At 65.7% G+C, this 14,448-nt stretch carries 11 protein-coding genes; 9 read left to right on the top strand and 2 right to left on the bottom strand.

What is annotated here, in order from left to right; genetic code table 11:
• Positions 1 to 347 precede the first annotated feature (347 nt).
• Complete coding sequence (locus tag ACESMN_RS03870) at positions 348 to 1,193, top strand: pirin family protein (protein WP_373052271.1); 846 nt, start codon at positions 348 to 350, stop codon at positions 1,191 to 1,193.
• Positions 1,194 to 1,344: 151 nt separating this feature from the next.
• Here the strand turns inward: ACESMN_RS03870 and ACESMN_RS03865 are convergent, their stop codons facing one another.
• Entirely contained in the window at positions 1,345 to 1,770 is a 426-nt protein-coding gene (locus ACESMN_RS03865; protein WP_373052270.1) for a universal stress protein, read from the bottom strand.
• A 246-nt stretch (positions 1,771 to 2,016) separates the two neighbouring features.
• On the opposite strand from ACESMN_RS03865, the gene ACESMN_RS03860 reads away from it, so the two are divergent.
• Positions 2,017 to 2,928: a pentapeptide repeat-containing protein gene (locus ACESMN_RS03860; protein WP_373052269.1), complete on the top strand. Its 912-nt coding sequence runs from the start codon at positions 2,017 to 2,019 to the stop codon at positions 2,926 to 2,928.
• Between the two features lie 195 nt (positions 2,929 to 3,123).
• The gene (locus ACESMN_RS03855) at positions 3,124 to 4,557 is read left to right on the top strand and encodes a cytochrome c3 family protein (RefSeq protein WP_373052268.1); all 1,434 of its coding nucleotides are present in this window, start codon (positions 3,124 to 3,126) and stop codon (positions 4,555 to 4,557) included.
• Positions 4,558 to 4,733: 176 nt separating this feature from the next.
• Here the strand turns inward: ACESMN_RS03855 and ACESMN_RS03850 are convergent, their stop codons facing one another.
• Entirely contained in the window at positions 4,734 to 5,372 is a 639-nt protein-coding gene (locus tag ACESMN_RS03850) for a c-type cytochrome (RefSeq protein WP_373052267.1), read from the bottom strand.
• A 570-nt stretch (positions 5,373 to 5,942) separates the two neighbouring features.
• Here ACESMN_RS03850 and ACESMN_RS03845 point away from each other — a divergent pair.
• The 6 genes from ACESMN_RS03845 to ACESMN_RS03820 form a co-directional block, all read left to right on the top strand.
• Positions 5,943 to 7,994: an OmcA/MtrC family decaheme c-type cytochrome gene (locus ACESMN_RS03845; RefSeq protein ID WP_373052266.1), complete on the top strand. Its 2,052-nt coding sequence runs from the start codon at positions 5,943 to 5,945 to the stop codon at positions 7,992 to 7,994.
• Between the two features lie 215 nt (positions 7,995 to 8,209).
• The gene (locus ACESMN_RS03840; RefSeq protein ID WP_373052265.1) at positions 8,210 to 9,169 is read left to right on the top strand and encodes a DmsE family decaheme c-type cytochrome; all 960 of its coding nucleotides are present in this window, start codon (positions 8,210 to 8,212) and stop codon (positions 9,167 to 9,169) included.
• A gap of 21 nt (positions 9,170 to 9,190) precedes the next feature.
• Positions 9,191 to 11,350 carry an MtrB/PioB family decaheme-associated outer membrane protein gene (locus ACESMN_RS03835; protein WP_373052264.1) on the top strand — a complete coding sequence of 720 codons (2,160 nt, stop codon included), beginning with the start codon at positions 9,191 to 9,193 and terminating at the stop codon, positions 11,348 to 11,350.
• Positions 11,351 to 11,827: 477 nt separating this feature from the next.
• A complete protein-coding gene (locus ACESMN_RS03830; RefSeq protein WP_373052263.1) occupies positions 11,828 to 12,505 on the top strand; it encodes a helix-turn-helix domain-containing protein in 678 nt (225 codons plus the stop codon).
• 158 nt (positions 12,506 to 12,663) lie between these two features.
• Entirely contained in the window at positions 12,664 to 13,272 is a 609-nt protein-coding gene (locus ACESMN_RS03825) for a c-type cytochrome (protein WP_373052262.1), read from the top strand.
• Between the two features lie 12 nt (positions 13,273 to 13,284).
• Positions 13,285 to 14,448, top strand: a 1,164-nt coding sequence (locus tag ACESMN_RS03820) for an FAD-dependent oxidoreductase (RefSeq protein ID WP_373052261.1), incomplete at its 3' end; no start/stop codon positions are given.

The raw sequence follows: 14,448 nt of genomic DNA, 5'->3' as shown, positions 1-14,448 counted from the left end.
CGAGAACAACGGCCCCCCGGAGAACTGAGCCCCCTCGTAGGAGCGGCTTCCAGCCGCGATCCCCCCGTGCCAGCACCCATCGCGGCCAGAGGCCGCTCCCACGATCCCCATACCATCGCGGCCAGAGGCCGCTCCTACAACCCCCTCGTAGGAGCGGCTTCCAGCCGCGATCCCCCCGTGCCAGCACCCATCGCGGCCAGAGGCCGCTCCCACGACCCCCACACCATCGCGGCCAGAGGCCGGGCCTGCCATGATCATTCTTTTTTTCGAATGATCTGCGCGGATTTTTGTGATTTTCTCCTGTCCCCGCGGTCTCTATGCTGGGCGCAAAGAGATTGGAGGATCGAATGATGACCACGACACCCGAAGCGATATTGACCGCCGCACCGACCGAGGACGGAGACGGGGTCAAGATCCAGCGCATCCACGACTTCAACGGTCGTCTGGACCCCTTCCTGCTGCTCGACGAACTGAAGGCAAGCGCGCGCGAGGACTACATCGGAGGCTTCCCGCCGCACCCCCACCGCGGGTTCGAGACCCTTACCTACCTGATACACGGTGGCCTGACCCACGAAGACTCGATGGGCAACCGCGGCGAGGTGCACGCCGGCGAGGCGCAATGGATGAGCGCCGGGCGCGGGGTGATCCACTCCGAGATGCCGCTGCGGGACTCGGAAGGGCTGCACGGTTTCCAGGTCTGGGTGAACCTCCCCGCCGCGCGCAAGATGGACGCGCCGCGCTACCGCGATGTGCACGCCACCGAGATGGTGACCTCGGACCGCGATGGTGTGACCTTGAAGGCGATCGCCGGCTCCTGGATCGGCGGCTTCGGCACCGTCGAGGGTCCGCTCCCGGGAATCGGGGACGGCGCCGCGATGGCTGACGTCGGGTTGGTTCCGGATGCGACACTCGCGATCGAAATGAAGGCCGGGGAGCGCCTGCTCGCCTACGTCTACGAAGGAAGTCTGTCAGAGACGCTGACCGAGGGCCGGATGGCCGTCTGGTCGGACCAGGATCGGGTCGAGATGACCGCGCGGGACGGCGCCTCCCTGCTGCTGTTCCGGGGCATGCCCCTGCGCGAACCGATCAGCCATCACGGACCCTTCGTGATGAACACCGCGGAGGAGATCGAACAGGCCGTGGAGGACTACCGCGCAGGCCGGCTGGCGACACCCCCGGAGAGCGTGGCCTGACACACCCCCCGGGACGATAACGTCTCCATCCCCCGCTTGCGGCGGGAGGTCGGGGTGGGGACGCAGCGCTGAGCCCCGGCCCTCAGCCCCGGCCCAGTACTTCGGGCAGCCTGTCCTCCACCCTTCGTGCCCGCGTGCGTGCCACCCGCACCTACTCGGCCGGCACCACCACCACGGGACACGGCGCATGATGCAGCACCTGCTGGCTCACCGAGCCCAGCAGCAGCCCCTGGAAGCCGCCATGGCCGCGCGATCCCACCACCAGCAGATCGGCGTCGCCGGCCGCGTCCAGCAGGGTCTTCGCCGAGCCCTGACCCTCGGGCACCAGCACCTCCTGCCGGACCCCCGCGCCGTCCCCCTCATCGTCCACGATCTTCGCCAGGCGAGCTGCCGCCTCCTTGCGCAGTTCCTCGACCGGGGGGGTCATCAACGACGCCCATTCCGGCTCCACGTAACGACGGTCGAGAACATAGCAGGCGCGCACCTCGCATCCCCGCAGCTTGCCTTCCGCACGCGCCCACTCGAGCGCCTTGCGCGAGCCCTCGGACCCGTCCACACCCACGACAATGCCATCCATCGCACTCTCCTCTGCACGTCACCCCGGATCATCCCGAGGTGGTTCTTCATCCCCTGGATACTAGTTCAGTTCACAAACACCTGGGTCCAGCAGTATTAACTTGAAGGCCCTCTCGACCTCCGTCGCAAGCGGCCCTTCAGCGTAGGGCGGGCCAAGCCCAGCGGGCCCGCCATCCTGGCCAGGCCCGGCCACCAAAGCGCTACACTAGCCTGGAGTGACACTCGACGAGAGGCGGACCCCGGCACGATGGACAAGGACAGCGGACAGGAACTGTGGTTTACCCGCCGCAACGGCGAGGTTTGCGGGCCTCATCCAACAGGGCTCATCTCTCGCTTCCTGATCATTGGCAGGCTGACGCCGGAAGACGAGATCAGTCTGGACCAAGAGACCTGGCAGCCGATTCGCGAACACCCGCGCCTCATTCCCGACGAACTCAGGAACGCCGACACGCCCGAAGGCCGCGAGCGACTGCTGCAGGCCCGCCTGCGCGAGGACGAACGCGTGCGCGACCGACGAGCAGGCGACGACGGGTTCGCGGCAGACAACAACCACCGGCGCGGGCCCGACCGGCGCCGACCGGAACCCCCGGAAATCATCAGCCACCGCCGGAAACGTGCGCAGTGGCTGAGCCGGCCCCGGGCCACGCTGGATGCCGCGATGCGCGGCCCATTCCCCTGGATCCTGGCGGCCTCTGCGACACTGGTGGCCGTGCTTCTCTTCTTCTGGGCCACAGACCGGGGGGAACCGGCACAGCCTCCCGCCTGCCACCTCCCCCCGGCACCCGAGGTCAACTGGAGTTATTGCCGTATGCCGGGCCTGGACCTCAGCGGGGCGGATCTGCGGCGCGCACAGCTCCGAAGCACGGACCTTCTCGGCTCGCGGCTGGATGGAGCGCTGATGGCCGGCGCCGATCTCCGTTATGCCGATCTCCGGCGATCGCAGTTGGCGGGCGCCGATCTGCGGCGGGCGACCCTGACCGGTGCGGCCCTCCAGGATGCCGCACTCAATCAGGCCAACCTCGAAGAGGCCGACCTCAGCTATGCGAACCTGATCGGGGCCGACCTGAGTGAAACGAGGCTGGAGGGGGCAGTCCTCGACCGGGCGATCTGGGTCGACGGCCGCGTCTGTGAGACGGGCTCCATCGGAGCCTGTAAATGAACAGCGGTCCGGCTCGGCAGAAGCACGAGCGGATCGGCAGGTGATCGCCCCGCCGAAGTCACGGCGCTGCGGGAAGGCCGCAGCCCTGATCCTCGATCAGGCGCCCGCGACGGATGAAGCCGGCTGCAATGCAACGTCTACAATCATTGTTGCCATCCGCTTGCACGGCAACTCCCCCACGCAAGGATCCACATCGTGATCAGACAATTCTTCGCAGCCCTGATCCAGAACACCATCAGCATGGCGGGAACCGCGCTGGCGCTCTCGGCCTTTGTGCTGATCCTGGCCCTGTTCGCGTTCCAGTCCCTGGGTTTCCAGGGAGGCCCCTACCTCGGGATCCTCACCTATCTGATCCTTCCGGCGCTCTTCGTCCTTGGCCTGCTGTTGATACCGATCGGCATTCTGCTGCACCGGCGCCGGGCCGCGAAGGCCGCCGGGGACCAAGAGGGTCCGCCACTCTTTCCGGTCATCGACCTGAACAGGATGCGTACCCGAAAGATGGTCCTGATCTTCCTGGGCGTGACCATGGTGAACCTGACCGTCCTGGCCGGCGCCACATACCAGGGCGTCGAGGTGATGGATTCCAATGAGTTCTGCGGGGAGGCGTGCCATTCCGTGATGCAGCCCGAGTACACGGCCTACCAGCACTCGCCCCACGCGCGCGTCAACTGCGTCGACTGCCACATCGGTCCTGGCGCCGACTGGTTCGTTCGCTCCAAGCTCGATGGCGCCTGGCAGCTGGTCGCCGTGACTCTCGACCTGTACCCCCGCCCGATTCCGACCCCCCTGCATAACCTGCGCCCGGCGCGGGACACCTGCGAACAGTGCCACTGGCCCGCGAACTACGTCGGCGACAAGCTCATGATCGATACGGTGTTTGCCGAGGACGAGGCCAACACCGAGTTGCGCACTGCCCTGCTGATGAAGGTCGGAGGTCTGCGCGGGCGCGATTCCGAGGGCATTCACTGGCATGTGGACCCGGATATCGAGATACGCTACCGCTCTGACGAGAGTCGCATGAACGTCTACGACGTCGAACTCACCAAGGCGGACGGGACCGTGAAGCTCTTCCAGCCGCGCGACATGCCACCCGAGGAAGAGCGCGGCGAATGGCGGCAAATGGATTGCGTGGATTGCCATAACCGCCCGACCCACATCTACCGCACGCCGGCGGAGGAACTCGACCTCGCGCTGGCGACCGACCGCATCGACGCTGGCCTTCCCTATCTGAAGCGTGAAGGAGTCAGGCTTCTGGAGGCGGCCGACTATCCCTCCCACGACGCGGCGCGTGCAGGGCTGGCTGCCGCACTGGAGGACTTCTACCGCGAGAACCACCCCGAGGTACTCGCCGACCGGCCTGAGGCCGTCGCCGCTGCCGGCCGCGAGCTCGGCGAAATCTTCAGCCGAAACGTGTTCCCCCACATGAGAGTCACCTGGGACACCTACCCCGACCACCGCGGACATCCACCGGCCGGCAGCCGCGAGAACACACCCGGCTGCTTCCGCTGCCACAACCGCCGCCACCGGACCGCCGACCGGGAAGCCATATCGAGTGATTGCATGCTGTGTCACTCGATCCTCGCCGAGCGCGAGGAGGATCCCGAGATCCTGAGATTGCTGAACCCCTGAAGGAGAGAATGCAACCGTAAGCGGTGTCCGCCGCTACCGGTCCAGCGGTTCGGCTACCGGCGCCATCGCCTGATGGCACCCTCTCCGCGGTGAGATCCGGAACCGAACGGGGCCCCGGTGGCGGAACCGCCCACCAGGGCCCCTTCCGCATCCCGAGGCGCAGGGTTTGCCCCGTCTTACTGACCCTGGCTCGCGTAGTAGGCCGCCAGGGCCTCGATGTCAGCGTCCGAGAGTGCCTGCATTTCGCGCTCCATGGTCCCGGGCTGCCAGCGCGCGCCCTCGCGATAGTCCTTCATCGTGCGCACGAGATACGGCTGCCACTGCCCCGCAAGAATCCCGGCATCGTCAGCCGGATCGCCACCACTGTCGGCATGACAGCGCGCACAGCTCTCATCGTGGATTGCAGCCCCGGCCTGTGCCCTCGCCTCATCCCAGGACTGGTCCGCCGGCTGGAACGGCTGATCCGCGTAGTGCGCCGCCACTTCCACGATGGTGTCCTCGGACCAGTCCGCCACCAGCCCGCAGTGGTCGGCCCCGGGGGCATCGTCAGCCTTCGCAAACAGGTCGCCGACGCAGGGACGCTCTTCGCCCTGGAACAGGAAGAGCTGGTTTTCAAGGAAGAAGGCGGACGCCCCCGCGATCGTCGGGGTATCGGGATCGTTGCTGATGCCGTCCGACCCGTGACAGCCGAGACAGGACTCAGCGGAATCCGGGGCACCCGCGAGGGCCATGGGCGCAGCGACAAGGGCAAAGGCCCCGAGGACGGCCGTGGCCAGCGGCCTGGCCTGGCTCCTGTTCAGTCTTGTTCTTCTCATCGCGTAACTTCCTCCTGGTGATTTGTTTTGGCTTCCCCACAACCGCTCTCCACGGGCGGGGAAATTTCAGTGTAGACCAGTGCATTTTTCTCCGTCGAACACCACGATGCGCATCGGCGCCTGACAATGCCGCAACCCTTTCTTGCGCAGGATAAGACCTTATCCCATTGTTTTATAGCACCTATTTTCATCTCTTCGGGATACCCGATGCGCCTGCATCCGCAGGTTCAGCGGGCAGGCTCGCATGCCCGGTGGTTCCCTCTAATCCGACGCGACTTGATCGTGATCAAGTTTTCACCCGTCTGAGCGAGCCCTCTGGTCTAGTATCCCATTGGGGAAATACGGATTGATTCGTCGTCACAAGGAAGGCTGGGTTGGGTGATCCATCAGGCACAGGTCTTGCCCTCGCCGCATGCATGGCCGGCCTTCATCCGCGACGACGGGCCGGGTTGATCGGCGTTTCCCCGGGTAGAGCAGGGAGCCCCCTCGAACTTTTGCGCATTGTCGCTGATACCTGCACGAACCCCGGCGGTTTACGAAAAAAAGACGACCACCCCCTGGAGCTGGCTGATGCACATCGCGAATCCCGATCTCTCTAACCGGTTCCTGGCTTCGTTGTTGACGGCAGTGGTGATGGCGTTCCTCGCGGGCTGCGGTGGCGGTTCCGGCGACGGCACATCACCTGGCGATCCGCTGCCGGAACCCACCGAGCCGCCGCGGGTGAGCATCGACAGCGTCACGGTCTCGAGCAGACCGGTGGTGGAGTTCACCGTCGTCGACCAGGACGGCTTCGCGGTTACCGGCATCGAGCAGGCCGGTTTCACCATCGCAAAGCTGATCCCGGGACAGGGTGGTGACAGCAATTCGTGGCAGAGCTACATCAACCGCGTGGAACAGGCGGGTGAAGGCGACTGGCCGGGAACGGGGACCCGAGTCCAGGCGACCACTGAAAGCGCCGGCGTGCTGGAAGACAACGGCGACGGAACCTACCGCTACACCTTTGCGACCGATCTCACGGCTGTCACAGCGCCCGTTGCGGTCACTTACCAGCCTGAACTGACCCACCTGGTCGGCGTGGAGCTGGGCGGGGCCGCACGCGGGGCCGACGCCATCTACAGCTTCCAGCCATCGACCGGGAACACCGTCGGCATCGCGGATCGCCGGATCGTGTCACAGGGGACCTGTGCCTCGTGCCACGGGGCCAGTCTGGCGGCGCATGGCGGGAGACGGGTGGATGCCGAGTACTGTGTCACCTGCCACAACCCGGGGACCACGGACGCCCAGAGCAACGAGAGCCTGGACTTCCGGGTCATGGTGCACAGGATTCACATGGGTGCGGATCTGCCGAGCGCGCCCTACGTCCTCTGGGGATTTCAGGACTCGCGAAAGGATTTCTCCGATGTCGCCCATCCCCAGGATGTGCGTAACTGCCTCAACTGCCACGACCCCGACAACCCGGCGACACCGCAGGCCTCGCAGATACTTACCCAGCCCAGCATTGCCGCCTGCGGCTCGTGTCACTCCGACGTGAACTTCGAAACCGGTGAGAACCACATTCGCGGCGAAGACCTGCCGGCTGCCAACGACGCCTGCACGGCCTGCCACTCGACGGGGGGAATCGCCGGCAGCGTACTCGAGAGCCATGCCATTCCTGCCAAGCTGGCTTCGCGGGATTTCCAGCTGAATGTACTGGACCTGGAGTTGCTGGAGGATGAGGCGCTCGTGACCTTCTCGATCACCAACCCGAGACGGGGCGACAGTGCATACGAGGTGCCGGGCCCCTTCCGTGCGCTGTCGACGCGACTGAACTGGATCGAAGCGGGCTCTTCGGACTATAGCCGCCTGCTGGGTCCGGGCATCAATCTGCTTCTGGCACCATTGACTGATCTCGGCGACGGGTCTTACCGCGCCGAAATCAGTATTCCGCAGAGCGGTGCGCCTGCTGACCCCCTGCTGTTCGCAGTGGGCCTGGACGGCAGCGCCTGGCTGGATGGGATTGCTGGAGGCCAGGTGGTCCGGATCCCCGGTGCGGTCCGTTTCTTCGGTCCGGACACCAGCCCCGACGAATCCCAACGGCGCGAGGTGGTGAGCGATGCGCTCTGCTCCAGCTGCCACGAGCGGTACGAAGGGCCATTTTCCGGACACGGCCAGAACTTCACCGACAACGTCCAGTTGTGTGTGACCTGTCACAACCCGAATTTCGGCGACATCACGGACGAGCATCCGGCGAATGCCTCCTCCGCTGACCTGATGTTCCTGGTCCATGCAATGCATGCCAGCGGGATACGTGATGAAAACGAATACCGCGGCTTTGGCGAGCTGCGTTACCCCCGTCCCGCCAGCGATTGCCAGGCCTGCCACGTGGGAGACACCTATCACCTGACGAGCGTGCCCACCAACAAGCCACCCTCGCGCATCGAGTTTGACCCCGCGACCTTCGTTTCCCCACTGAGCTCGGTCTGCTGGTCGTGTCACAGCAGTGCCTCGGCCGAACAGCACATGACCCGGTGGCTTGGCCAGATCAATGTTTCAGAAGAGGAACTCGTGAGCCAGGAGCTCTGCATTGGCTGTCACGGCCCCGGGGGGGTTCAGGATGTGGAAGAGGTTCACGGGCTGCCCTGACCGAGAGGGGTCACCACAATGCGTCCAGGAACAGTAGAAATGCCGGCACCCGACGACCTCAACGGCTGTGGGCACTGAAAATCAACCGAAACCCGGGCGATCTGCAGCGTTCCTCATCGCTTGCTGGAGGCCGACCGAGCACCGTCAAAGCCCGGCGCGTCCAGCCATCGCCCGCGGGGTCCATCCGATGTCATTACGGAACCGAAGGTAAGTCCATGCGTGAATCGAGAAGCATCATCCGCTCCGCAGCGATGACGGCCGTCCTTCTGGCGACCGTCCTCCTCCTCGGACCCGCAGCAGCACAGCAGTACACCGGGGAAGAACTACCCTCGTACTCACGGGGAGGGGCGGATACCTGTCTGCAGTGCCACGACTATGACGAGAACGTAATGGCCATCTTCAAGACCCCCCACGGCTCGTTCAAGGACCCGCGTTCACCGTTCGCGAACCTGCAGTGCGAGGCCTGTCATGGCCCCGGCGGTGACCACACGCGCCGCCTGCGTCCTGGCCAGGAACAACCGCCAATGCCGGCATTCGGCCCGAACGCCGCACTGTCCGCGCAAGAGGCCACCCAGATCTGTCTCAGCTGCCACCGCTCCCAGGGCGACAGCGACGCGCACTGGGCCGGCAGCACCCATCAGCGCCAGGAAGTCACCTGCATGGACTGCCACCAGGTGCATGTGGAGAAGGACCCCGTGGTCGTCAAGGCCAACCAGGCGGAGGTCTGCTACCAGTGCCACACCCGGGTCCGCGCCCAGAGTCTCCGGCCCTTCGCCCATCCCGTGCGCGAGGGCCTGGTGGCCTGCACCGACTGCCATCAGCCACATGGATCCCTGACCGAGGCGATGCTGATCAGGCCGACCCTGAACGAGACCTGCTACGACTGTCATGCGGAGAAGCGGGGACCCTTCCTCTGGGAACACGCGCCCGCCGTGGAGAGCTGCGCCAACTGCCACCAGGCCCATGGATCCATTCATCCCGGGATGCTAGACCGCCGCGCGCCGCTGCTTTGCCAGAGCTGCCACTCGCGCGCCGGGCACCCGAGCATCGCCCAGACGGGCGACCGGCTTCCGGGGGGCGCCCCTTCGTCCTTCCTTCTTGGCCAGAGCTGCCTGAACTGTCACTCGCAGGTACACGGATCGAACCATCCCTCGGGAGCCAACCTCAGCCGCTAAGGGCACAGGGAGAGCACAGTCATGAACGAACGCACAGCCCACTTCAGCCCCAGGCGACTGTCGCTCGCCATTGCACTCGCGCTGTCGGCGAGCCTTTCCGTCCAGGCGGAACAGGACCAGGACCGCGAGGCGTCTTCCGACGCCCGTGCGGCGCCGTTCTCCTACTGGCCACAGGCCGACACCGAACGCTGGGAATGCGCGCAGTGCCCGGACGTCAGCGGAACCGAGGGGGATGTGACCGCTGGCGTCGGATACGTCTCCGAGGAGTCGGCCTTTTTCGGCCGCTACACCGGGCTGGACGACGACGGGTTGTATTTCCTCGGGGGAGCCCGGGCCAGTTACCGCGGCGAGGATGAGAAGTTTCTCGACCTGGAGGCGTCGAACCTCGGCCTCGACACCCGATCCCTCGGCCTGCGCGGCGGCGAACGCGGCCGGTACCGGGGCTACCTGAGTCATGACCGGATCCCCGGCTTCGTCGCGGAAGAACCGAGAACCGTATTCCGCGGAGTCGGCTCGACCCGGCTCACCCTGCCCGACGACTGGGAACGCGCGAACACGACCGCCGGCATGGGGCGCCTGAACGACAGCCTCACCGATGTCAGCCTGGACACCCGCCGGGACACGTTTGGCGCGGGCGTCGAGTTCTGGGGCGGGCGGGCCTGGGACTACGGCGTCGATTACCGCCGTACCGAACAGGACGGCTTCAAGATCCAGGGCGGAAGTTTTCTGACCACCGCATCCCTGCTTCCCGTAGAGGTCGACCGGGTCACCGATCAATTCGACTTGCGGGTCGCATACCGCCAGCAGGACTGGCACCTCGCAGCCAACTACCAACTATCCCTCTTCAACAACAAGGCCGACTCGGTCACCTGGGACAACCCGTTTTCTCTGGGTGGCGAGCAGGGACGCATGGCACAGGAACCGGACAACCGCTTTCACCAGGTCACGCTGTCGGGCGGCTGGCGACCGACCTCGCGCTGGGCCACCTCCGGTCGTCTGGCGATTGGACGGATGGAACAGGACGACACCTTTCTCCCGGCCACCATCAACCCGAACCTCATCGACCCCGGGTTGCCGCGCTCGAGTCTCGACGGACGCGTGGATACCCTCTCTGCCAACATCCGCGCGGTCTACGCAGCGGGCTCCCGGCTCACCGTGACCGGCGAGGGATTTTACGACGACCGTGACAACCGGACCCGGCGGGACGAGTTCGTTCAGGTTGGCACCGACACCTTTGTCGGGCCGGTCCGCATCAACCGCCCTTACAGCTACGAGCGTCTCGGGGGTCGGCTGATCGCCGATTTCCGCGCCTCCGACAAGGTCCGGCTGTCTGCCGGCGGCCGGGCCGAACAGGTCGAGCGGACCTTCCAGGAGGTCGACAAGACCGAAACCACCGCCGGCTGGGGCGAGATCCGCAGCACGCCGACGGATCGACTCGACATGACCCTCCGGCTCGCCCGCGAAGAGCGCAGGCTGGACGACGACTATACCCCCCTGCCCGACGTCATCCCGGAGGAAAACCCGCTCCTGCGCAAGTTCACCCTCGCAAGCCGCGACCGTGACCAGGTGCGCGCGGACATCGCCTACATGGTTTCCGACCGCGTGAGTCTGGGGCTCTCCGGCGACTATGCCAAGGACGACTACGAAGAATCGCGGATTGGCCTGATCGATGCCCGCGACACCGCCTATACCGTGGACATCTCCGCCGCGCCCCGCGACGATCTGACCGTTTCCGCCTTTTACGGGCGCGAGCGCATCGAATCGACCCTGGCCAGCAGCGCCGCCTTCGGTTTCCCGGACTGGACCGCCGATCAGCGCGACACCATCGATTCCTTCGGCCTGACCCTGGAGGCACGGGACGTCGGTCGCGAGGGCCTGGATGCCGGAATCGATTACGGCTATTCCTCGGGCACGGGCCGCATCAAGATGCGGACGGGGGTCCCCGCCGAACCACTCCCCGACCTCGAATCGCGACTGAACACGGTCAAGCTGTACGGACGCTACCGCGTCAACGAGAGACTCTCGGTCCGGGTCGACTATCTCTACGAGCGTTTTCGCTCCAAGGACTTCACCCTGGACAACGTGGACCCCGACACCATCCCCTCGGTGCTCACGCTCGGCGAGGAGAGTCCGGACTACTCGGCTCATTTCATCGGTACGAGCCTGAACTACCGCTTCTGATCAGCGGCCCGGAGCGCAGGGTCCTCCCCCTGTCATCTTGCCAAAATGGCAAGCCCGTTTGTCCATCTGGCAATCACCCAGGCCTCCATGGCCCCCAGGTCATTGATTTCAGGCTAAGCCGAGTCCGGCCCGCTTCTTGCTGCCGTACCCATGAACTCCCCATGGGCACTGCGCAATGAAGTCTTGCACACCAGGTTCCGGTCCCGCATTGAGCGGTCGTCCCGTAGATGCACATGCCTACCTGAGGCGTCTGAGGGGTCGTGGCGGCCGTGTCATCCGACCGCACCGTAAGCATCAAGCCCGGGCCGGCGCGTGAGGTATCGCTTCACCGCGCGCCCCGATGCACCGGGACCCGGACCTGGTGCTCCGGCCCTGATCGTTGCGGCCAACCCGCACCCGTCCAGGGCTGTCGGCTGCGGCGAATGCCGGTTGGCCGGCCAGTGCCTGCCACAATCCGTGGGCGCGGCCGGCAGAGAGATGCTGGAACGGCTGGCGCAGCCCACGCCCCTGCTGGAAAGAGGCGCGACACTCCATCATGAGGGCCGCGCCTTTGACAGCCTCTACGTCGTCCAGGTCGGTGCACTGAAGGGCGTTACCGGGGATGCTGTCGGGAAGGCGGTCATCGGCCGTTTCTTCCTCCCAGGCGAAATCATCGGACTCGATGCCATCGACCGGGGACGATTCAATCAGCACGTCGTTGCACTCGAGACCTCGGCCCTGTGCCGCATCCCCTACAACGTCCTGCTCAGTCAGACGGCGACCTTCCCGACCCTGATGAACTGGTTGCTGCGCCGGATCAGCGCCGAGGTCCTCAGCGAGCAGGAATCGCGGATGGCGTTTGCATCCGGCAACGGAGCCCAGGTGCTCGCGCGCGCATTGCTCGATCTGGGGCAGCGCTTCGCCCGCGGCGGTCTGTCCGCGACCCGAATGCGGCTGCCGATGACCCGGTACGAACTGGGAAGTTATCTCGGGCTCACGCCCGAGACCATGAGCCGGCTGTTCCGGCGATTCACTCGGCAACGCCTGATCGCCGCGGCACGAAGGGAGATCGAGCTGCTGGATGTCGACGGTCTGAGCCGACTCGCCAACCCCTTCCGCGAACGCAGGCATGCCATGCGCGTTCAGCATCTGCCACGGCTCGAGGCCCGGGGCTGACCTGCACCCGGGATCGGGGGGAACGAGGAACGCGTCAATCACCGGCCTCACGCCCAAGGTGCATGCCGGAGGCTCTGAGCGGTCGGAGGTCACAGTCTGCACCCCCGCGCCACCCGCCACACCGGCTGGCAAACAACAAGAACGGACAAGGAGAGGAAATGACACGCAAGACACTAGGAGCGGCCCTGATCACGGGCCTGATCGCGGTCGGCACCGGCGCGGCCGCAAACGAGATCGCGTCGGGGGAACTGCTTGCGTTCCAGTGCGCCGGTTGCCACGGCTTCAACGGCCACAGCGTCGGGCCGGCCACCCCTTCCATCGCCGGCTTCTCGGAGGACTACTTCGTGCAGGCCATGTTGGATTACAAGGAGGGCAACCGCTACGCCACCATCATGGATCGCATTGCATGGGGCTACAGCCAGGAGGAATTCGAAGCCATGGCCGAATTCTTCGCCGCCCAACCCTACCTGCCCGCAAGGCAGGGCTTCGACGCCGACCTCGCGGAACTCGGTGCGGACATTCACGACCGCTACTGCGGCAACTGCCACTCCGAAGGCGGGACCTACGCGGAATACGACAGCGCCCAGCTCGCCGGACAGTGGATTCCCTATCTGGAAGACGCCTTCGAGGACTTCATCGAGCACGGCCGCCCGCAGCCGCGCGGCATGCAGCGCCGACTGGCTGACTTCTCCGATGCGGACGTCCAGGCCCTGATCCACTACTACGCCAGCCAGCAGGATCCCGCGGCATACGTGCACGCAGACTGAGGAGCAGACACCATGGCACAGATCAATCGAAGAAGGTTCCTGCAGCTGGCCGGCCTGGGCGGCCTCGCCGCGGGGCTCCCCTGCGGCGCCGCCTGGAGCAGCCAGACCAAGGCCCGCGTCGTCATCGTCGGCGGCGGCACCGGCGGCGCGATCGCCGCGCGCTATGTGAAGGCCCTGGACCCGGCCATCGATGTGACCATCATCGAGGCCATCCCGCAGCACACCACCTGCTACATGAGCAACTGGGTGCTGGCCGAGATGCGCGACCTGGACAGCCTGACCCATGGCTACGACAACGCCAAGAAGCGCGGCATCAACGTGATCATCGACCGCGCCGAGCGCATCGACACCGAGGCCCACAGGGTCCTGACCGCCGGGGGCCAGAGCGTCCCCTATGACCGTCTGATCCTCGCCCCGGGCATCGATTTTCGCTGGAACGCCATCGAGGGCTACGACGCAGCCGCCGCCGAGGTCCTGCCCCATGCCTGGAAGGCCGGCCCGCAGACCGTGCTGCTGCAGGAACAGATCACGGCCATGGACGACGGCGGTGTGGTCGCGATTGTCGCCCCGCCGAATCCCTACCGCTGCCCGCCCGGGCCCTACGAGCGCGCGGCATTGATCGCCCACTACCTGCAGCGGCACAAGCCGAAGTCCAAGGTGGTGATCTACGACACCAAGGATGCCTTCTCCAAGCAGGGCCTGTTCCAGACCGGCTGGGAACGCCACTACCCCGGCATGATCGAATGGGTCGGCGGCTACGAGACCGCCGGCGGCATCAAGCGGGTCGATGTTTCAGGCCGCTCGATGCACACCGACTTCGATGATTTCCGGGCCGATGTGGTCAACGTCATTCCACCGCAGATGGCCGGCAAGGTCGCAATCGACTCCGGGCTCGCCGATGAGTCCGGCTGGTGCCCGGTGGATTTCCGTGACCTCGAGTCCACCCTGGCGCAGAACGTGCACATCATCGGCGATGCCATCGTCAGCAGCGCGCTGCCGAAATCGGCGTACATCGCCGCCTCCACCGCCAAGGTGGCGGCAGTGGCCGTGGTCGATCACATCAATGGCCGCGAACCGGGCAAGCCGGCCTACTTCAACACCTGCTACAGCCTGCTGAGCCCGGAGCACAGCATCTCGGTCTCCGGCGTCTACGAGCCGGTAACGGACGCTGATGGC

The sequence above is a fragment of the Thioalkalivibrio sp. genome, assembly GCF_041690275.1.
Classification (GTDB): domain Bacteria; phylum Pseudomonadota; class Gammaproteobacteria; order Ectothiorhodospirales; family Ectothiorhodospiraceae; genus Thioalkalivibrio.
The sequence above is the reverse complement of the archived record's forward strand: the minus strand, read 5'-3'. Positions and strand labels throughout refer to the sequence as shown.